The sequence below is a fragment of the Flavisolibacter ginsenosidimutans genome (assembly GCF_007970805.1).
Lineage (GTDB): Bacteria > Bacteroidota > Bacteroidia > Chitinophagales > Chitinophagaceae > Flavisolibacter > Flavisolibacter ginsenosidimutans.
This window is the reverse complement of the sequence record NZ_CP042433.1, coordinates 4,519,961-4,541,785: the sequence shown is the minus strand read 5'-3', so window position 1 is coordinate 4,541,785 and position 21,825 is coordinate 4,519,961. Positions and strand designations below refer to the sequence as shown.

At 47.2% G+C, this 21,825-nt stretch carries 12 protein-coding genes; 2 read left to right on the top strand and 10 right to left on the bottom strand.

What is annotated here, in order from left to right:
- Positions 1-48 precede the first annotated feature (48 nt).
- Genes FSB75_RS19285 through FSB75_RS21900 form a run of 3 tightly spaced genes read right to left on the bottom strand, consistent with a single transcriptional unit; the run spans position 49 to position 3,933 of the window.
- Positions 49-3,024, bottom strand: coding sequence for a sugar-binding domain-containing protein (locus FSB75_RS19285; RefSeq protein ID WP_146790824.1), 2,976 nt, complete (start codon positions 3,022-3,024; stop codon positions 49-51).
- Positions 3,021-3,782 (bottom strand): hypothetical protein, encoded by a 762-nt coding sequence (locus FSB75_RS19280; RefSeq protein WP_146790822.1) that lies wholly within the window; start codon positions 3,780-3,782, stop codon positions 3,021-3,023. The genes FSB75_RS19285 and FSB75_RS19280 overlap by 4 nt, the downstream gene beginning before the upstream one ends.
- Entirely contained in the window at positions 3,760-3,933 is a 174-nt protein-coding gene (locus tag FSB75_RS21900) for a hypothetical protein (RefSeq protein WP_172623231.1), read from the bottom strand. The genes FSB75_RS19280 and FSB75_RS21900 overlap by 23 nt, the downstream gene beginning before the upstream one ends.
- A gap of 1,099 nt (positions 3,934-5,032) precedes the next feature.
- Here FSB75_RS21900 and FSB75_RS19275 point away from each other — a divergent pair.
- Positions 5,033-6,967 (top strand): caspase family protein, encoded by a 1,935-nt coding sequence (locus tag FSB75_RS19275; protein WP_172623230.1) that lies wholly within the window; start codon positions 5,033-5,035, stop codon positions 6,965-6,967.
- A 592-nt stretch (positions 6,968-7,559) separates the two neighbouring features.
- On the opposite strand, the gene FSB75_RS19270 is transcribed toward FSB75_RS19275, so the two are convergent.
- The 6 genes from FSB75_RS19270 to FSB75_RS19245 form a co-directional block, all read right to left on the bottom strand.
- Entirely contained in the window at positions 7,560-9,803 is a 2,244-nt protein-coding gene (locus FSB75_RS19270; RefSeq protein ID WP_146790818.1) for a polysaccharide lyase family 8 super-sandwich domain-containing protein, read from the bottom strand.
- Positions 9,803-11,722, bottom strand: coding sequence for a heparinase II/III domain-containing protein (locus tag FSB75_RS19265; protein ID WP_146790816.1), 1,920 nt, complete (start codon positions 11,720-11,722; stop codon positions 9,803-9,805). The genes FSB75_RS19270 and FSB75_RS19265 overlap by 1 nt, the downstream gene beginning before the upstream one ends.
- Positions 11,723-11,900: 178 nt before the next feature.
- On the bottom strand, positions 11,901-12,893 hold the full coding sequence (locus FSB75_RS19260; protein WP_146790814.1) for a DUF4466 family protein: 993 nt from the start codon (positions 12,891-12,893) through the stop codon (positions 11,901-11,903).
- A gap of 24 nt (positions 12,894-12,917) precedes the next feature.
- Entirely contained in the window at positions 12,918-13,322 is a 405-nt protein-coding gene (locus tag FSB75_RS19255) for a hypothetical protein (protein ID WP_146790812.1), read from the bottom strand.
- A gap of 33 nt (positions 13,323-13,355) precedes the next feature.
- Complete coding sequence (locus tag FSB75_RS19250) at positions 13,356-15,212, bottom strand: RagB/SusD family nutrient uptake outer membrane protein (protein WP_146790810.1); 1,857 nt, start codon at positions 15,210-15,212, stop codon at positions 13,356-13,358.
- Positions 15,213-15,222: 10 nt separating this feature from the next.
- Positions 15,223-18,219 carry a SusC/RagA family TonB-linked outer membrane protein gene (locus FSB75_RS19245; protein WP_227990663.1) on the bottom strand — a complete coding sequence of 999 codons (2,997 nt, stop codon included), beginning with the start codon at positions 18,217-18,219 and terminating at the stop codon, positions 15,223-15,225.
- Positions 18,220-18,834: 615 nt separating this feature from the next.
- Here FSB75_RS19245 and FSB75_RS19240 point away from each other — a divergent pair.
- Positions 18,835-19,881 (top strand): LacI family DNA-binding transcriptional regulator, encoded by a 1,047-nt coding sequence (locus FSB75_RS19240; RefSeq protein WP_146790806.1) that lies wholly within the window; start codon positions 18,835-18,837, stop codon positions 19,879-19,881.
- Between the two features lie 617 nt (positions 19,882-20,498).
- Here the strand turns inward: FSB75_RS19240 and FSB75_RS19235 are convergent.
- Positions 20,499-21,800, bottom strand: coding sequence for a LamG-like jellyroll fold domain-containing protein (locus FSB75_RS19235; RefSeq protein ID WP_146790804.1), 1,302 nt, complete (start codon positions 21,798-21,800; stop codon positions 20,499-20,501).
- Positions 21,801-21,825: the final 25 nt, after the last annotated feature.

The window sequence follows — 21,825 nt, the reverse complement described above, 5'->3', positions numbered from 1 at the left end:
CAATACATTCTTCTATTACTGAAAATGGCTCTATGGCGTAAAAGCGGTTCACTGTTTTATCTGCCCGGGATCCGCTACGTCACCTGTTGCAGGAGGCGAGTTCAAGATAACGGGTGCTATGTACCGGGTAGGCACCCACGCTTCGAGTTCGTCCACCGTTAGCTTATTCTGCGGTTTAAATTTCGGCGAGGCCATGTAATTCAAGACCGATTCGCGCAGTGCTTTGGCTACCGTTTGTTGCGCTATAGTCTTATCGGATAGGTCAAAGGATGTCACCATCAATTTGCCATTGCCAACCGCGCATTCAAACAATAGGGAAAGCCGCAGGTTGCGGTTCCAATCATCGATTGGCTGCACGACGGATGTTAGTGAAGAAGGAAGCGCTTCCATGTTCATCGCAGTTGTCTTTGGAAGCAAATTGACCCACTGCCAGTCGCAATTATCCTCTGTCGGAAATTGGGCAAGAGAGGCATGTTTCGAATCGTTCAAAAGTCCAAGCATCCACGTCCGGTTTGGGTTCATGAGCCGGTTCCAGAAAATGGGTGAAGTGGTTAATGCCAAGTCAGGTGACGGTTTTTCCGGAACGCCGGAGAGAAACAACACTTTTTTTCCTTTTATTAACTGAGCCTTTGCTTCTTCCCAGGAAGCAGTAACGAGAACATCGCCTGGAATTCGGGTGCTCAGCCCCGCAGGATAAAGCCAAAAGGTCCAATGATTACTGAAACCCGTTCCAGGAAGCTCAAGGACAAGTGAATAAGATGCAGGGGCAGGCAGTTTGGCAAGTGAAGCGGTGATGGTTCCCAATGCTTGGCCACTGCCGCGGGATATCTCACACGTGGGAAGACTGCCAGTCATCACTGATTTTCCGCTGCTGTTTAAAATGCGCCACGTAGGCGTAACTGACTTGAGAGGTGCCGGCCCAAAATGCGCCACTTCAGCCGTCGCACTCAAACTTTGGTCGGTTGTAAAAATGCGTTCCTTCAAACGAAGCAAGGGAACCGTGGTGTTATTAAAGCGTTTGAATTCTTCAGCGGTTACATATCCCTTTTCTTCCCAAAAAGCATCCAGCATGCCGATAAGCGCACCGCCCTGACCCAAGTAGTCATGCAAGTCAAGCAATTGGTAGCCTGAATAAGAACCGGTGCGGAGCAGCGCTTCAATCTCCTCCTTGTAACAAGCAACTTGGAATTTACCGGAGGCATGGGCTAACGCCTTGTTTCGCTGTAGAAGCCCGTGCTTTTTGGCACTGTCGCGCATAATGATGTAGTTGCCCGGTTGCATATACGGAACTTTACCCCAGCCAATACCCTGCGGAAACGCAGCATACTTGCCTTTGCCGGCAAACTTTTCAATGATGCCAAAATCGGGGTAAGCACAGTATTGCCCGATCTCGTGACCAACGCACGGAATTTTGACACCACCGCGTATCACGTTCAAAGCCTCTTCGTAATCTCCTCCAAACCATCCTCTGGGTCCTCGTGCCGGGCTGCCGGTTACAAGATAATCAGCGGCGAAGGCTGTTCCTTTTCCTGCCGGCGGTGGCGCCCATCTTCCTGTACCATCGCTGTAAACGCGGCGCGGGTCTGCTTCTTTCCAGGCTTTGTCCCAGCCCGGAAGTTGTGTTGCATAACGGCCTGCCGGTTCATTCGTTGCGGCCAGCATCACGAAGGAAGGATGATTGCCGTAAGCTTTTAGCAGCCGTGCGGTTTCGTCGTTAAGAACGGCCAGCATCTTGCCGTCGGCGTCAAACGAATTCCACATGCCGCACTCCGGCTGAAGGTAAAAGCCCAGTTCATCGGCAGCGCTAAAGGCAGCCTCGGGCGGGCACCAGGAATGGAAACGGGTGCCGTTCAAGCCCCAGGTTTTACAAATGCCGATGATTTTCTTCCATGTAGCAACGTCAGTAGCAGGATAGCCGGTCAGCGGAAATCCACCGCCGTCATGGGTAAAGCGAAGTTGTAGCTGCTCACCGTTCACCAAGATGCGGTTTCCTTCGGTACTGATTTCACGCATACCGAATGTGACCTGCCCTTGGTGGTCTGCTTCGCCGCCCTTTAGAGTCAAACTAAGATGCTGCAATTCCGGTGTAAACTCAGACCATGGACGTGCATTCGGCATCGGCACGTCAATCGTTCCTTTGCCTCCGGTGGCATCCCATTCCACAGGTATCGTCACGCCGCCTGCCGAAAGGTTTCCGGTTCCGGCTTTGCCACTCGCATTGCCAATGCTAACGCGAACCTGCGCCGATTTATTCTTAAGATTTGGGAAGACTTGTGCATCTTCGATCCAAACGGGGGAGGTCGCGGACAGTTCAATACGACCAACAATGCCGTTCCAGGTTGAACCTTCGGCGTCAGAAACAGCATGACCATCGGGGCGATAATCCGGCTTCAACATGCTGTTGTCGATGCGGATGGTCAGGATATGTTTGCCCGGCTTTAATACACCGAGGTCAAACGTATGCGGAGCCACCAGCGACCGATTGCTACCAATTAGTTTATCATCGATATAAACATCGGTTTGCCAACGCGTCCGTTCAAGCAATAGCTCTATCCGTTTTTCTGCCCACTCCTCCGGCACCACTATATCCCGCTGATACCAAGCCACACCCAAATAATGACGCACAGGCTGCGAAAGATAGGGAACCTGCACGTTGCCCGGTACCGTGTACGGCTTGTATTGCGGCAGAAGATACCACCGCATGTCGCGGGGAAGCGCTGCAACGAATTTGGTGTCCGCCGTGATTTCGTCGCCATAGCCTTGGGTTTGCAGGATGCCTGGTAAAGAGATGTTAGCCTCCGGTGCCAGAGGCTTCTTGAACCAACCACCTTGTGCGCCGGTGTTGTTTCTGTCCAGCGCAAACCGCCACGTCCCGGCAAGGGAGATTGCGCCCGGCGTTGGCAACTGAGGCTCGACGGCTTTTGCAAACAGCGCAGTTTTTGGATAAAGCAGTGTCCCAGCAGTGGTGATGCCTGTTATAGTTAGAAAGAAGCGTCGGGTCACTGGATCGTTTTGATCATTCATGATGTAAAAGCAGTTGTAGCTGTGAAGTAGTCGTTTCCCTTCTCTCTTTTGAATTTCATCAAAGTGTCCACATAAATCAGGTCAGTATCTTCATATGCATATCTTTTCAAGTGGAGTTGGTGAATATTTCCACGACCCTCAACATGATAGGGTAACTGCAATTCGTAGTTGTACCCGTTATAGTATTTATATGCTCTTACTTCACCGTAAGAGTGACTTTCCTCGCCACAGAAAGCAACTAAAGCAACTAATAAAAGAAATAACAAAACAGCTAGCAATTTTCGCATTGTAATATCGATCTCCGTGAGCATTAAATTAGTTGACACTAAGATTGCACACACAACGGTTATCAGCCTTGCGTTGGGCTGGTCTCTGTGGTTTGTCAGCCGGCACAAAAGCTGATTAGAATTATGGATGATGAAAATAAAAAACAAAGCTAAATGATGAACGTCGAACCAATACCTGCTGTTGGCAGCTGCTTTAGTCAACAATTTCCTTTGCTCTGAGGATTTTGCCGAGTAAAACATCATAGTTGATCCTGTCCAAAAGCCACTTGTTCTCCCTACGAACAAAGTAATAAAGCTCACAAAGCCTGTTTTACTTTTGTCTTTGTTGGTATACACCTTTCCAGTCTTGTCCGAAATGGTATAATCCACCAGTTTTCCTTTGATGCAGACGGCAAAGGTGTCCTTGTCTTTGCTGGCATGGTCCTCTACCTTGATAATCTCGGTTCGCTTAATTTTTGATATCCTCCACAATGTTTTGTTCGTGCTTTACTTTTTGCCAGTCGAGTTGCTTTTGGTAATCGTGGCACAGCCACTCGGTAACGACGTCCTTTACCAACTCCATGTTTCGTTCCATCCGCGCATTTTGCAGGCGGGCAAAGGCTTCATTGGCCAAGTTAATCATTTGATCATAGTTCCAGAGTGAATCCTGCAAGCCGGTTTTGTGATCAGTTGCTTGGCTCTTCTATTTTTCCGGTAAACAAAGTAGGCAATTAGAGCCAGGTTGATCAGTCCCAAAAGCACGGCCAAACCACGATCATACCCACCGCCACCACCAGCTCTGGCAAATGAAGGCAGCGCAACAAACAAGACAAAAGAACCGAAAGAGAAAAGCGATTTTCGGCTCATAACAATTCGAAAAGGTCAATTCGTTGCTGCCAACAGGTAAATAGGCGAAGTACCTACCAGCCGTTTCGTAGTCGTTAAAAATAGACTTCTTCTTCAAATCAACAAGGTAAGCATTTCGTTTTTGGGTTGCCCAAATAACATCTTCCCCTGATTTGCAAAACGGGCAACACAAAAAACGAAAAGTAATATGCCTGGTGTGATCCGATCAAGAGGACTTAGGATCGGCTCGATTTTCTAGCCGCTTTTGTGCATGTGAGGCGAGAGGTTTCCGACTCTCGTTCCTGCGCAGGGTTTGAATGTAGCCGGTATCTTGTCCATCTTACCCAATTAACCGACGAGAAAAACCTTCGATTAACTCCAAGTCTTCCACTCGCAGATTCGAATTCTCCCCGCTTGTTTCCACGCGTGTTATCGCTGGAAAGAACAACTCGTGTGTTATTTCCGGCGATAACATACCTACTAAAATTATTTGTCCTGCAATAACGGGTTCAACCGTTGTCCAGTACCCACCACCGCGTGAGTATTTTGTGGTCCATTACTTCTTTTGAGTTCGTTATATGAATTATCGGATTGAGCCACACTTTTTTCATGAGTGCATTCGCCGAAGTTGTAAGCATGATGTAGGAAAGAATTACTTCGCCGTGTCTTTATCTGTCCACGTCGCGTAAAAGCCCGGTGTAGAAAAGATTTCATCGTCATTCTTCTGCTCGTTGAAAGAAAACATCGCGGAGAGAATACAACATGAGCAAATAATTTCATAAATGAAAACTGCCTTATATTAGAGGGAAGTCTTTTTTATGCGTCCATTATCAAAATTACTGCTCTCCATTTGCCTTTTTTCTTTGCTACCTTCCAATGCACAGGACAAATACGCCGTGATCGTCGGCATCAATGATTATTATAGCAAACCGGGTATCAAGAGCGAGCAAAGCCTGCAGGGATGTGTGAACGACGCCAGGGCCATAAAAAAGCTGCTGCTAAACCGCTTTGGTTTTAAGGAAGCCAACGTTCAGACCTTGTACAATGCCGAGGCCACGCGAAGCCGCGTGCTGAACCTGATGCGCCAGACGTTGAAAAGCTGCAAACTGGGCGATGCCTTTGTGTTTTATTATTCCGGCCACGGTGCGTGGATGAGGAATGACTATGAAGTAGACTCGGTAAAAAAGAAAATGAGCCAGGCCATGGTGATGAGCGACCTGTACGCGCCGGGCCTTGATTGCCTGTTGACCGACGAAGATGCGAAAAAAGTCCTCAATGAATTTGTTGACAAGAAGGTGGTGGTGACGGATATATGCGACTGCTGCTACAGCGGGAACGGGCGCATGGCGATATTTCCGGGGATAGAATTTTGGACGCCGCTTCTCCCTCTCCCAGCCGAGAAGAGCCTCGATCTGCACGACATTCCCTATGTACCTGTATCGGTCGTGCAGAAGCCGTTGGGCTGCGCTATTGACTCTTTGGGATATTACGTTAACGAGACAGACACAGACGGTGATGGTGTGCCGGACTGCGAGGATTGGGAACCCAATACACCCCTTGGAATGCCGGTGGACTCACTGGGCGCAACGGTGCCAATTTCAGCCGATCAATATATTGATTTTGCGCGCAAAGATCCACGCTTTACCGACACGACACTTTATGAAGGAAAAACAGCGCTTTCCGCGGACGATCGTTCTTTCGACTTGAAAGCCGCACTGCGTGTAAACTATAGGCCTACTGAACGGCGACCGTCGGAACGCACCCAGAGCCGCTATTTGTACCTCGCTGCGTCAACCGACAGGGAAAAAGCATCGGAGATAACTGACGAAACGGGCACGCAGCACGGCGCTTTTACCAAAGCCTTGCTTACTGTCTACAAAGAGAATCCCGCTGGCTTGCTCGTTTCGGCATTGCTAACTAAAATAACAGAACTAATCAAGCAGCAAAAGTATTCTCACACCCCGACCTACCACTTTGATCCGGGTCGCCTTGCCGGAAATTTACTTGGCATTGGTGACAGCGGCTTTTCCAACACCGTAACGGCCACTTGTACCGGTGTGAAGGGCACGGTGGTTACCCTTGACAAAGGCCTCGATGACGGCCTTGGTAAAGGAAACGTTTTTACTGGTGCTGAAAGAGATCAGGTGCTTCGGGTTACGGCCGTCGACTCAACTTCCGCTGTCGCGATCCTAAAGTCCGGCAGCGTTAAAAAAGGGCAAACGTTCCGTCTCACAAACAAGCGCATTGCGTCAGCGCCGCTCGTGAAGCTGTACATTCCGGAAATGCAGATGATACCCGCTCAATACGACGCTTTTTTCCAAAAGAAAGTCCGGCCTTTTCTTTCATTGAACTTTGGATTTGGCTATGCCGATTTTCATTCTTCCCCAGCCGAGAGGGCGACTAGAGTCGTCGTGTTTGATGATGCAGTAAAGCATCATGACGCTCCTGCTCCGAGCGCACACACAGCGCCGTACACTGTGGTGTTTCTACCCGTACCAAGTTTTGTTACCACGGCTTTGAAGGAAAAGGTGAAGAAGCATCAAAACATTGAGTTGGTCAACAGCATCGAAAAAGCCGATTTTGTTTTGTACCTCAATTATGCAAAAGCACGACCGGAAAAACCGGGTTCTTTTGGTTTTTTTTATCATCCCTGTTTGGACCATCCGGGTGAAAATGTCCCGCCTGTTTTTACTAAAGATGTAGTCGAGACCCAGCGGCTGCAATTATCCGGCAGTAAGCAGCGGGATCTTTTGCAAAAATTATACGCTCTTACCAGAAGGGCAATCCGTTATAAATCGCTGGTTTGGATCAACGATGACCCCAAGCCGTAAAAGCACATTTGCTCGTATGGGTTAGCGTGGTAAAAAGTTTTTCTATCCCAACAAATCGAGCGACGCAATCTTCAATACAACGAACTGTGCGAAGTCAATGAGATAAGAATCCTGGATAAAGGTCGAACCACTTCTCTCCTACTGCCAAAAACCCCTAAAGGCTGAATTTCAATTTATTAGCTTAGATAATATTAATAAATCGCTCAATAACTGGTTCGAGCTTTGTCCGCTCTGCTCCACGCGTATTACCGCCGGAAATAACATGTTGTTTGTTATTTCCGGCGGTAATATCCCACGTCGAAATAGTGGTTTACTGCCTTTCAATATGCGCTGTTGCATATGGGAATGGAGTAAATCCTGCCGGGACTTAAGACCGTATCCGAGCTTGAAAAACCGTTGTAACCATCATTTGCATCTCTATATTACTGAGAAATAAAACAGATTGAAGGTTCAAATGTCTAGGCAGAAAACACTCCCACCATCAATTGTTCCTCAGTTCGTATTCCTTTAAGATTTGCTAAAGAAAAGTTGAATTGGCAATTATCATTAGCGTGAGTTGAGAATCGAAGGACGATTTTTTGATGAAGAAAGACTAATGCGTCGCCTGCTTTTGGTTCACGAAAACAAGGGTTATACTTTTCCCGGCTTCTTCGTTTTTGGGCAAATCAATTTGAACAATGCTGGCTTTTTGATTTGCATCCCATTTTGCTTGCCAACCTGCTCCCGAAGCGTTGAGTGCAGTTGTCACCTTTAATTGCAGGCTTACCAGTTTGTGCGTCGGGTCGGAAATGGTGAGGGCTGTTATTTGCGCGGCGTTCGTTTTCACCATTGCAATACATGGACGATCCGCAGTTAACACTAGGTCCTTTGTCAACTGCAGCGTTCCGGGTTCGTAAAAAACAACCTGCGTTATTTGCAAGGCTTTGTTTTGCACGGCTTGCAACGCGGCTGTGTTCTGCAAAATGAATACGGTTTGCGTTTTGTGATAGTCTTCCACTTTTTGCGCATTCACCGCAGGCAATACAACGTAAGCATAGCTTTCGTTTTGCGGATGCGTGCCGTGATTAAGCCACAACGTAAAAACATTTTTCTTTACCGGCTCCGTGCTTGCGTTTGTTTGATGCGTGATAAGTTGCCAACTGCCGCTTGCGGTGGAATCGAACAAACTCACATCGGTGCTTTGCGGAAAAAGATAGGCCACGCTGTCGTGCAAAACCCAATCAACGTTAGTAAAAAGATGATTGCCGTTTATTGCCTTGAACGAACCGCTTTTTGTCTTTACCCATACGTCGCCTTTCAACAAACATTGGTTGAGAGTTGTGGCAACAGGATAGTCGCCGCTGCATTTGATGGCAGTGCCAAGGCAGACGTATTCATTGTCAAAGAAGAACCATGCTTTGCGTGCCGTTAAAGGATCATGCGGACTTTTAAAATCAAACGCGGCCACGCCGAATTCGCCATCGCTTGCGGCACCTACAAAATCGGACAAGCCTTTCTTTACAATTTGTTTGAAAGGGGGCAACTGGGGTTTTTGTTCAATGGTCGCTCCCGGTATTTTCTGCCAATCCCACACCGGGAAGATGTCGTAATATTCTTTGCCCGTACGGGTAATAAAATTCGAACCGTCGGCCAGGTGGTGCATTTTTAAACCCTCTTCATTATACGGCTCTTCCACGTTGTTTTGGCGTGAAGAGTGCATACGAACGGAGGAGTAATAATTTTTGCGCTGGTGAGCCATGTAAGAAGACCACCAATAATAACGATCCCAAGTTTGATCAGGCTTCTTCTCACCCTTTCTGACTTTTATAAGATCTTCCAATTCTTGCCTGCGATAGTTCGAAGCCTTTAAAAGGTTTTCAGGAATCTCTGTGCCCGCGGGAGCAAGGTCCCCTTTTCTGCTAAGATCGCGGTTCTTTGCACCGGGATCGGTATACATACCAAAGGCCATTGATTTAGAAACGCCATCGAGGTAGTAGTCAATTAAAAGCTTTAACGCTGCGTCGGGCAAGCCATATTTTGTACCCGCCGTCTTCACAGCCCAATAAGAAAAGGCGCTAACATAGTTGGTGCCGTAGGTATGAATCGAAGTCACATTGTCAACACGGTGATGAAAACTAAGGTCTGGTTTGATGCCGCGGTCTGTTGTCACTTTTATCTGTGCCGTCATCACCCTAATCGCATTTTGCAGAATTGAATCGTTTCGTTTAAACAAGCCTTGCTTGCAAACCATGCCTGCAATCGGCACAAAGTCACCGCCGGCCCGGGCGCCAACACCGGTAAGGCTGGCCCTGCTCGCAATTTTTGCTCCCTTCGCTCTTTGTTCGTCGGTCAACTCGTTATCAAAAAGGAGAAGTGTGTTGATCATCCAGTTGGGCGTACCCATCTCATTCCACCACCAGTTCTCGCAAATGAAATCATGTGCAATCCAAAAGTCCAGAGCTGATGAAAGCGTTTTCTTGACGGCTGCGCTTTCGTAAAATTTTGAGTCTTGTTTTTTATAGGCTCGGGCCAGGTCTAACATGCGCTCCAGGTGAACGGCATGTTGGAAACCGGTCTTCGTCGTGTCCTTGTAGTTGATGCCCGGCCAGCTTCCATCCGGTTGAATTGTTTCCACGTCTTTTTGAATCGCTGCTTCATCAACCTTGGGTTGCAACAGGTCTTCAACGATACGCTGACGAATCGTTTCCAAATCTTGGCTTGCGGATAGCCATTGAACGTTGGCCGAATAATTCTTCGATTCTTGTTTATCAACGGGCTGTTTATACGAAAGAAAAAAAGAGCAGCCAGCCGCAATCACGATCGAGCCTACTACTTTCTGTATGTTTTGTATCTCCATCACTTTGTTGCTTTTCCATTATAAGCCGGCACGGCTTCGCCTTTCCAGTTGCTTAAAGATTGTGTGGCCTGCTGGCCGCTGTTGTTTGCAGAAGCCGGGATCAATTTCACGCTTAAAGCTGTTTTCGCATTGGGCGGCAGCGAAACTTCAAAGCCGACCAACGTTGTTCCCGGGTTGGGTGCGTCGTAATCGTGCGGCGGTGCAGTGGACCATGTCTTCATCGTAACATTTGCCGGTTCCGTCACCTGCAACAAAAGACGCTTGCCATTCTTTGTCAGTTCCAAAGTGTTACTTCCTGTAATTTTCACATCAGCGGGTGTCAGCATCGTCCAACGCAAAACGGTTGCTGTGTCTCTTGCCTGCACTTCGTCGCGTATCAACACGTATTTTTTGTCAACGATGGCAATGCCTCGCACAGCCTTTGCCAGTGTGCCTTTGTACACTTCGCTCATGTCGGTAGTGGCTTGCATAAACAGCGGATCGGATGATGTACGAATGAGCGGCGCCGAACCAGTCACTCGTTGATGTTGTCCGTTTGCTGTAAGCGTATTGTGCACAAGATTGGTCAGGCGAAACACCGTCCAGCGCTGCGCATCCTGCGTTCTTCCGAACAACTGAATGCCTTTAGATTCCAGCGATTCATAATCCTGCATCCCAAAGTCCATGGCCCACCGCACGCCATCGGCTTCCATTACAAACGACCCTACGTCCATGTGCGCATGATTGGCCGATACCGTTCCGCCTTTCATGGCTACCCAAACGGCATTCGAATCGGTCCACGACGTACGCATCAACGCCACCGGATTTTTGCCTCGACCAACCCACATCGTTTTAGCAGGCGGCACTGCATTATTGATGTTAATATTCCCACCCCACAACATGATGGCCGGCAATAAACGATTCTTTACGTGGCTCTTTGGATCTTCCATCAACCGGCGTCTTTCTACCCAAAGCAACGAAGGGTCTTTCACCCGGGAAGCAAACCAAAACATAGCGGGTTGCAGTTCGCCGTTCTGGCCCGCATCCGAATAATTAAACGGCCTTCCCGAAGGGCCGGTCATGTTTTCCAAGAAGCCGCCTGTTTTTAAAAAGCCCTGTGAACGTGTACTTAAACCGAAATCGGTACCGAAAGCTTTTTCCAGCGCACTTAAAAACATCACGTTAAACGAAGTGCCATAACCCCAATAACCGTAGCCTTCGGGATAAGCTCCGTCAGGATTGTATTCGTTCATGGGAATGGTAATGGAGCGGAGTGCACGGTTCACAATGCGGCGGGAAAGTTCTTCGTGGTCTTCAAAGGTCGCTAACGCACCGTAGGTCATGCCGGTGTTGCACACCTGGTTCCAATTGTGTTCGGCAAGCAGCCAATTTTTGTTTTTTTCTTCATCAAGAGAAGGTTCCAACCCTTTTGTTAAGATGGCTTCTTTGACGGCAGCTTTGGTTTCCTTTGACAAGTCATTGAACAGCCAATCGTAACCAATGGACGCAGCCGTGGTCATTTCTGCAACGTCTAAGAAATGCGGCGGGTTCCAGTCGCGAAAAGCTGCTATCGTGACCAACTCTTTCTCGGCACGCTGCAGGTATTTTTTGTCGCTGGTGAGCCGATAGGCATACGAAAGAAAAAAGATGCGGCGAATGGCTTCGCGGGAAACGGAAAGCAAACGGCGGCCAATTTGAATGCGTTCGAGTGGCTTTACCGTTAACAACCCATCGCATTCCTGCAATATCGCCTTGTGCAAATCGCTCCAAACTTTATCACTGGAGATATTCTTTTTAAGCGCAGACTCTTCACCTTTCAACAACAACAGCCGCGGATGAGCGGGAACTTTTGTATCCGTGTTCAAGGAGTCGGTTTGTGCAAAAAGATGCGTGCAAAAAAGCAGGGCAAGCAAATTTGAAAAGACTTTGTTGAATCGCATGGAGAGGATTGATTTAAATGGGAGATGTACGTAATTAGAAAGAGACAAATTGAACCACATAGATTCATCATTACACAAAGTTTCACATGGAAAGCCTTTATCGATCCTGTGTTTCTATGATCTGATGTGGTTCCAATAAATACCAAATCGAAGAACAAGTTCAAACGAACTTAAACAACTACATCGCGTATCGCTTCATGCTGATTACGGCACTCTTCGTTGTGTTGTTTACAGAGTTCATGTAGATATAAGCCCTGTATTTCCCATCTGCCGTTTCTACCCACACACCCGCTTCTTGTTTTAAGTTGATGGCAAAATTCGGCGCCGAGGACATGTCTAATTTTTGAAAATCCAAATCATCAATGTAGATGCCGTATTGCAAACGAGCCAGGTTGTAATCCTGCAGATTAAACACCTTGATTTCTTTCGCACTCCGGTTTACGCCGGACGGCAACGATACGCCGGGCAAATAAGAAGGGTCGGCTGCAGGCGATACAAGCGAATGGTTGTAAGCGACGTTTGTCAATGCCCGGTAAACGTAAACCAAATCTATTTTCCCGGGATTTGCTGCAGCACCCGCCGCGTTGTACACGGTTGTATCAGCTATTGAGATATACATCGCATTTCCATCGCTCACGGTTAAGTTTCGCACCATGTCCATCTTTGCGATGGTGTAAGGACCGAGGTTATAAGAGACAGTTGAACCGTCGCTGCTCTTGGCCCGAAACGTGAACGACACTGTTTTGCCGCGGGCTGCTTCAGGGATTACATAATAGTAGCGCAGCGCAGCAGCGTTGGTGTCTTTTGAAAACGTCACCGTGGTTTTGGCGCCGCTGTTCACCGATGGTGTACCTACCAGTACGGCTACGTCTGCACCGTTGCTTCCAGTGTAATAAGAATTGTTTTCAAGATAGGTTGAAGACGCTCCGGGAATAGAAGCTTCTACTTCGGCCGAAACCAATTTGCCTTTCGCCTGCGGCATGGCCATCGCGTACACAAATTCAATTTGCTGGCCAACGATGTTTGGTCCCAATGTTCTTTTGAGCGCATCGTTTTGCAATTCATCTTTCGGTGTTGGAATGGCGTATTCCTCTTTCTTGCATCCGTTTAACAACAGGAAAAGCGAAAAGCAACAAGATATATAAGCGAGCTGCAAAAATTTTTGTTTCATGTCATCGGTTGATTTAGTGAAAGCTTAGTGTTGCACGGTGACGTAAAGCTTGTATGGTTTTCGAATCTGACGATTGCCCGAGACAACAGTGTAAGTTCTTGGATTTAGCGTGTCTGATAAATCGGTGCGGCCGGTAATCTTCGGGTCGAGCTTGCAGTCTTGGGCAAGTGTAAATTGCGGATAGACGTTTTTTAAATCGGTACCAAACAACACTTCTACTCGCACCGTTTGAGCCGTTGTGTCAATAACAGCAGCCTTGCTTCGCACGGTAACATAATCGGTTCCCAATAATTCGAAGCTGCTCACGTAGCATTCAGCCCGTGTAGTTATCAGCAAGCCGTCTTCATCTACTGGCCGGTCTTTTTTGCAAGCAGACCAGGTCATTGCCAACAGGTAACAAACAAGTATTATTAAACTGTATTTCTTCATGATTTTTTTATTGAATTGAATAAGCAAGTTCTTTTACCGCCAGGGAAGGTTTTGTGTAAGATTTGGGTTGCGGTCACGTTCGGCAGGCGGAATTCGGAAGATGTAATTCTGTTGATACGTCAACTGCGATGCATTTTGGTAATAAGGACCGTCTGTGTTTGCACCCCATGTATCCTGGCGCCTAACGCCAGTACTGCCGGGAGGACCCCAAACACGTTCCAATGCACGCCAACGACGCAAGTCAAAAGAACGGTGACCTTCTGCCAATAATTCGATGATACGTTCCTGCTCAATGGCATTGAAGAATGAAGTTGCATCCGCCGTTTTTGATGCAGCTAAAGCGGGTAAAGCTGCACGGCGACGAATCGTGTTCACCAATGCAATTGCATCTGGTTGTGGCCCGTTTACTGCGTTGGTGGCTTCGGCATACATCAGATAAACATCAGCCAGTCGTATAACCGGCCAAGCAAAATCGCCATCGCTTCGACCCTGCCCTGGATAATTGCGCACAAATTTGCGATAAACATACCCGGAATTACAACCGTCTGTATTGTAAGTCGTATACGTTACGCCGCCAATGGTTACCCGTCCCGCCCATGTTTGATAAATAAAAGGACAGTAACCTGTTGAAGCCAGCGAAGCAAGACCAATGCTGGTTTCGTAATCCCATTGGATGGAAGCCTTCATGCGATAATCGCGGTTGGCATAGCTGGCTGGATTTACCGCCGAATTAGGTGTTGTTCTGGCAACATTACCAGTGGCTGGCACAGTTGGATTCATCTGTATAAGCTTGGGTGCAAAATCACCGGTAGTGATCAATTGATAACGATCGGCAATTTCGTAACGCGGAGAAGTCCAACACTGCGAACCTTCGTGCGAACGGCCGGCAAAATCACGCATCAACTCTTCCCCTTGACTTGTGCCCGTGCCACCGTGGGTAAATACCAGAAGCATTTCCGGATCGCCGTTGGCTTTGGGCGTGAACAGGTAATAGTAGTTGGGTAGTTTGTCACACTTACCCAAGTCGTCAATCTCACCGGGATCACCATTTTTGTAGAGCGTCAGTCCAAAATCAGCAATCACTGATTTAAAATCACTGGCGGCTGCTTTATAAGCAGAATCGGCGGCCGAAGCACGAGGTGTAAATGTATCCAGTTCTGGCCAACCAAATCGGTTCCAGCAAGCCCAATACAATTGAACTTTCCCGCGCAATGCCAAGGCAGCGGGTTTGGAAGCACGACCAAGTGAAGCCTTTACGGGAAGCTTGTTGATAGCATAAGTTAGGTCAGCTAAAATTGAATCCTTTACTTGTGCAATGGGCATCCGGGGCAACGTAATCACTTCACCGTTGTCGTTCACCACGTGACTGATGTATTGCACATCGCCCCACATGGTAATCAACCGGAAATAACAAAGGGCTCGAAGCAACTTTGCCTCCCCAACCACGGTTTCCAACCCGGGTAGAGAGCTACTACTGGCTGTGGGCAGCATTTTCGCAACCACGTTATCAATAACATAATTCGCCCGGTCAACGCCGCCGTACAAATAGCGAAACATTTTATCAAAGCTGGCGCCGTATCCCGAGGGGCTGTAGTTGCCGCCGTTGTAAGCATCACCCAAACGAAGGTTACCGCTGGTGGTACTGGTACCGCGAACACGGGAATATTCCGCCTGTCCGTCAAAATAATAATCGCGGTCGAAGCAAGGCCGCACTGCAGCGTAGGCACCCATCAAAGCCGTCGTGGCATCGGCCTCTGTTTTCCAAAAGTCGGTAGCCGCCAATTCTGTTGTGGGCGCCTGATCAAGTAAGTTTTTGCGACAGGAGCCGAACACAAACGCAAGCCCAATCAAGGCGGTTAACGTTACTATCTTAACTGAATGTTTTGTCATGGCAAGAAATTTAAAAACCCATGTTTACGGAAATCGAATAGGATTTGTTTATCGGGTACAGGTTGTTGTTGTTTCCGGCCTTCTCGGGATCAAGGCCGCGGTAAGATGTGAACGTCGCAAGGTTTTCGGCCGTACCCGCAATGCGCAGGTTGTTGATGCCGATGTGTTTTAAAACACTCTTGGGAACGTTGTAGCCAATCTGAATGTTCTTTAAACGCAAATAGGTCATGTCATCGAGCCAGAAAGTTGTTTCTGCCTGGTTGTTTCCGCTGCCGCCCAGACGTGGCCACAAACCGTTTCGATTCTCAACCGACCAAGGATTGTCCCAATGTGCTTGCGTTACCGCGTAACGTGCCGTGCTGAAGTTTACGTTGTTGAAGGCATTGATCCAGAAATCTTTTCTGCCGGCAGAGCCTTGAAACAAAAAGGCTACATCAAACCCATTCCAGGCTACATAACCGTTCAGACCAAAGTATGTGGTCGGCCGGTCGCGTTGCGCATTAGGAAAAGCTTTTAAATCGTTTCCATCAATGCGGCCGTCGCCGTTCAAATCTTCGCGAAGAATGTCGCCCGGTTGCGCACCTTGTGGAGTCGCATTGTACACGTCCTGCCAGGTTTGCGCAATGCCCTTGTCTTGGTAGGCATAAATAAAGCGATAAGGCATGTTTAGAAAAATGTTTCCGCGGGTTAAAAACTCATTCCATTTTTCCAGGTTGGTACGGTTGTACGATGCGTTTAAGCTAACGCCGTAACTAAATTTTCCAACTCTGTCTTTCCAGGAAAAATCACCTTCAATACCCCTGTTGCGCATGTCGCCAATGTTTTTGCGAGGAGCCGGGCTGTACGCACCACTAATCAATAGCGATAAATCAGAAGGACGGTTCATCCCGGTTGTCAAACGATCATAATAATCAATGCTTGCCGTTAAACGGTTGCGCAAAAAACTAAGGTCTGCACCGATGTTTAGCACCGTTGTTGTTTCCCAGGTCAGAAATTGGTTAATCAGCTTGGTATTGACAAAGCCTCTTGCAACGCTACCCGCAATGATGTAACTGTTAGCGGCCAAAGTTTGTTGCTGCTCGTAGCGTCCGACACCACTGTTATTCCCAAGGCTTCCGTAAGAAACCCGCAGCTTGCCGCTGTTTAAAAATTTTTCAGAAAAGCGGTTGATGAACTTTTCTTCGGTAAACTTCCAACCTACTGCTACCGAAGGAAAGAAACCATAACGACTGCCGTCAAGGAATTTTGACGAGCCGTCAATCCGCCCGTCAAATTCAAATAGATATTTGTTGAAACCCGTGTAGTTAAAGCGTCCAACATAAGAACGCAGGCCTTCGGCGCTCGAGTTACCGCCCGTGCTTTGAATGTCGGTTAATGCCGCGTCTATCTCGCTTAAGGTAGGATACAGCCGGTCGTTTCGTGAGCTGAATTGATAACGGTCGTACCAATACTCTTCGCTGTACACCAACAGTGCGCTGATGTCGTGGTTTTTCTTAAAAATGGTGTGGTAGTTCAACCGCCCGTTAAACAGCGTTTTGTAACCCGTGCGGGTATCGTTGCTTATACCGGCATTGGGCCCTACATAAACGCGGCTTCCGAACGTATTTGTTTGAAAATTGAAAGCCTGGTTTGGCGTGTTGGCCTGGTATTGAAACTGGTTGTAATAGTTAACAGCATAATCTACGCTTGCGGTTAGACCTTTAACCGGCGTCCAATCGTAATACATGCTGCCGTTGGCTTCCTGCCGATTTTGATGTGTTAACGTGTTTTGATAAACGGTGTACGGATTGTACGCTTGCGGGTCTTCGCCGTAGGCCATTACACCGCCGTAGTAACCTGTTTTCGGATCATAAGGCAAGATGCCGGCAATAGCGTATTGCATATCGAAGCCGGCAGTGTTTGTTGGATCCGAATCTGTGAAACCTTCAGCCAAAGCAAAGGTGTACGTTGAGGTGTTTGCGTTGAATCGCACACCGGTATTCATGTTTGAGCGCAACTTGTAATCAAAATTGAAACGGGCATTGTACTGCTTGTAATCATTGTTGATCTGTAGGCCGACTTCTTTTTTTAATCCGACGGAGGAAAAGAAGTTTGATTTTTCGTCACCGCCTGATGCAGAAATGTTGTAGGATTGGAGCGAACCGTCACGCATGATGATGTTCCACCAATCGGTGTTGGGATAACGCACCGGATCAATCATGCCCAAGGCCAGCCACTGGTCAATGGTGCCGTTCTTAAAGAGAAGGTTGGACGGCAAGGTATTGGTCGATGCACGGCGCTGCTCCAGCGTCAGCGCACGTGGATAATTGGCTAAAAAATCAAAGCCTTTTGTAGGCTTGGTCAGCGCTGTTGTGCTATTAAACGTGATGGCTGTTTTGCGCTGGTTCTTACCCGACCGCGTCGTTATTAATATCACACCGTTGGCCGCTCGTGAACCGTACACTGATGCAGACGTAGCATCTTTCAAAACAGAGACGGATTCGATGTCGTTAATGTTGATGCGGTTAATGTCAATATCGGGCATGCCGTCAACAACGATCAACGGGCTTGCATTGTTCACCGTACCAAGGCCGCGAATGAGAAGACTAGCGCCGTTGCTGCCTGCCATACCGGAGTTTTGCGTAACGGCCAAACCGGGCACCAGTCCTTCCAAACCGGAAGAAATATTCGGCAAAGCACGACTGGTAAGTTTATCGTCAACATTTACGGCTGAAACAGAACCAACAAGGTTTACTTTTTTCTGTTTTCCATAACCAACCACCACTACATCGGCAAGAGCTTTTGCATCTGACAAAAGGCTTATGTCAATTGATTTGCGTCCACCGATTGCTACTTCCTGTGTGCCAAATCCAACGTAACTAAACACAAGGGTATCGCTGCCGCCGGAAAGAGTGAGAGAGTACCGTCCCTGGTTGTTGGTTGTGACACCTCCTGAGGTGCCCTTAGCCTGCACACTCACACCCTCAAGCGGTGAACCTTTGTCATCGGTTACTCTACCGGCAACCAAGTTTTGTCCAAACCCGGCCTGAAACAAAAAAAGGAAAACAAAAACCCAAACAAAGTGTTTAGTGAATTTTTTTTTGAACTCTTCAAGTTGTGGTAATCGTTGCGAACAATTGCGCGAAGAAGACGAGCAGAAACTGCTCTGTTTCCCTTTTTGGAATGCGTAAAACGACTTCATATAGCTGTCAATTTTCTTTTGTACTCTGTCCTGCAATGGCTAGTCCCGTAAACGATGGTTGCGTATACAAATCACCACGTGCAAATTGCAGTTTGAGTTTTTATAAGATGGCGGATTTACTTTTCGTAAAGCTTGTTGAAAGCATTAAAAGAAGTGTGCGATTCTGCACATGCTAACGCTTCTACTCATCCGGCTAAAAATGAAATAAGTGATGTTAAAACCTCGTGCGAAAGAAAACCTTGGCTGAGTAGAACAACGCTTTTGAAACCTTTTCTTTCTTTTGCGAGCATAGCAAGCTTTGATAGTTAAAAATTGGACTTTGGTAATCTTTGTCCAAAGTAAGTACTAAACTAATCCATTTGTTAACGGAGTTTAACAATTATTCCCTTTTTTTGGGCAAACGTTTGCCTTCGGTCGTTGAAAGGGAAACCTCTGCTAAAAATGGACAACAAAAAATCAAAAGCTGTCACCATTAAAGACATTGCCAAGGCGCTGAATCTTGCACCGTCATCGGTTGCCCGCGCACTCAAAGGCAGCTATAAAATCAGCAAGGCCACCACGCAACGGGTGAAGGCCTACGCGGTAGCGCACAACTATCGTCCCAACCTGATGGCACAGAGTTTAAAGAACAAACAAAGCCGCTCTGTGGGTGTAATGTTGAGCAGTATTCCCAATAACTTTTATGCAGAAGTTGTAAACGGCATTGAGTCCGTCGCATCAAGCAGCGACTATCACGTGATGATATCACAAAGCCATGAATCGTATCAAAAGGAAGTCAAAGGGCTTGAACATTTAAAATGGAAACTGGTAGATGGTTTACTGGTTTCGCTTTCGAACGAAACCGAAGATCTGCGCCACTTTGAGGAAACTATCCAGCAGGGCATACCGGTGGTTTTCTTTGACCGCGTACCCGAAAATATCCAAACACATAAAGTCGTGGTAGACAACGAAGGGGGCTCCTACCAATTGGTTGAACATTTGATCAAACAAGGATACAAACGCATTGCACATATCACCAGTTCCCAGCAATTGTCTATCACAAAAACACGGTTGCGCGGTTACGAAAAAGCTTTAACAGAAAACGGTCAGCCGATAAACGAGTGTTACATAAAATACTGCTCACACGGAGGAGGTAAAGACGAAGAAGTCCGCCAAGCCGTAGAAGAACTTTTGGACTTGCCAACGCCGCCCGATGCCATCACCACTGCTTCCGACCGCATCACCATAAAAGTGCTTGCCATTTTAAATAGCAAAGAGATAAAAGTTCCGGGTCGCATTGCCATTGGCGGCTTCAGTAATTTTGGTGAACCACAATTGTTTCATCCACCGCTAACCACCGTTGTGCAATCGGCCTTCGACATGGGAAAGAAAGCAATGGAACTTTTGCTGCAACTCATCGAAAGCAAAAGACCAGTGAAGAACTTTGTGAGTCTTACATTGCCAACCGAATTAAAAATTCGTGAATCGACGTTGAAGAAAAAAAGATGATTGAATACTAATTAACGAAACCGGAGTTTTACTTTACGTCGAAGGAGTCGAGCACTCCGGTTTAGAAACTGTGACTGTTTAAATGCGCTAAGCCAAAGCACTTTTATTTACCAAGGAACATCTTATGCGGCCAGAAAGGCATGGATAAGCAAACTAGATTGAATAACACCTCTGCCTTTACAGGAGGCTATTTATTTGCCGCGTTCAACATAATGGGATAGCCGATCACCGAATACCGCTTTAGATAGTAACACAAATCAAGCGCAAAAACCTACTTTACACCGAAGGTCCAGAAATCTCTGAGATAAGGCAAGCGGACAAAGGTGGAACTGCTCCTTTTCCACATCCATAAAATAGTACTGTATTCAACCCATTAGCTTCGATAATATAATTAAGTCCTCTAATAACTGGTTCGATCTTTGTCCGCTCTGCTCCACCAACTTTGAAAAGTCGAACTCAAGAGAGTTCGACTTTTTGCGTCTTGGCTGTCTTAGTTTATCCTAAAAAATAACAAGATTGTGCTTCAGGACATCTTTTTCAGCCATTTATAGCAGTATTTATTTAAATGAAATAGGGAAGGCTAGCGAGTTATTTAACCAATATAAAAGTTTGTACCCTTACAGTTTTACAAATCCCACAGCATTAGCCCCTACTTGAATGAAATAATTCCCCCTGTACAAACCACTCACATCAATTGATACGGACTGCGTATTGGGGTGCATTCGGAGAGTTTTTACAATTCTTCCGTGCACATCAAGAATTGACAGGGGCAAAGCTTCCCGACTATTCAATTGTATGTTCAGTTGATGCTCGACCGGATTAGGGAAAACGCTGATCGCATTTTTCAAATCCTTGCCAACACTAACAATTTGACTGTAAAAAGACGTTCCATCTCTGTCCACCGTTCTCAAACGGTAATAATTTGTTTTTTCCGTAGGGGTTCTGTCAACAAAGCTGTATTGCGAACCGTTGGCAGTGCCTTTCGGAATCGCTTCGCCAATCCTTGCAAAGCTTCTTGCGTCTGTGCTTCGCTCGATTTCGAAAACACGTACGTTATCTTCCATCGTGGTTGTCCAGTTCAGCTTCGTGCCGGCATTAATTTGCTGCGCGGAGAAATCAACCAACCTTACAGGCAGAGCCCCGGCAATCGGGAAGCCAGCCACCCAGTTTGATGAATTTCCCGAAAGCCCGAAGTTTGTCAACGTACCGTTCAATCCTGAACCCGTGTTATTGGTAAGAGAAACAACACCGCCGTTAGTGCCGCCAATCACTCCTTGGTTAAAGTTGTAATAAGCAACCAAACCACTTGCATTGCCCGGTATCTCACGTTGCCGGTCGGCTTGAATTTCTTCGGCTGTTCTGGCCACGCTCCAGATGCGCAGTTCATCCATAACACCGCTGAAGTATCCTCCGTCAAACGTGGGCGAAGAGACGCTGGTATAACCCGTTGGTGCACCCAAGCGAATCGGGCCCGTTGCCGATCCAAGAGGGCCGTCAACCGGGTCTTGCGTAATCATTCGTCCATCGTGGTAAAACCGCAGTGTGTTTCCATCCGAAGTGACCGCAACGTGATGCCATTGATTAAGAATGGAAAAGTCGTAAGAATAAACGCCGAAATCTTCCAGCGGGTAAGAAAGCGGATGATAAAAAAACAGGCTGCTGGCATTGTCCCATTTGCCGTTGTTGCCAATCTCCCAAAAGCTGTTGCCGCTGCCTCTTGAAATCAAAGTCTGCTCGTGCTGTGAAGCAGCCGTTGGCTTGTACCAAAGCTCAATGGTGAATGCGCTGCCGGAAAGAAAATTGTTCGGTGCGTTGATTTCAACGTAATCATCTACGCCGTCAAAATGAAGGCCGTTGTTTTGCGTAAAGGCGACGGCTGAAATGCACACGGCAAGGAAAAGGGTAAACATTTTTTTCATGATCTTGTTTTGCTTGTTTTTATTT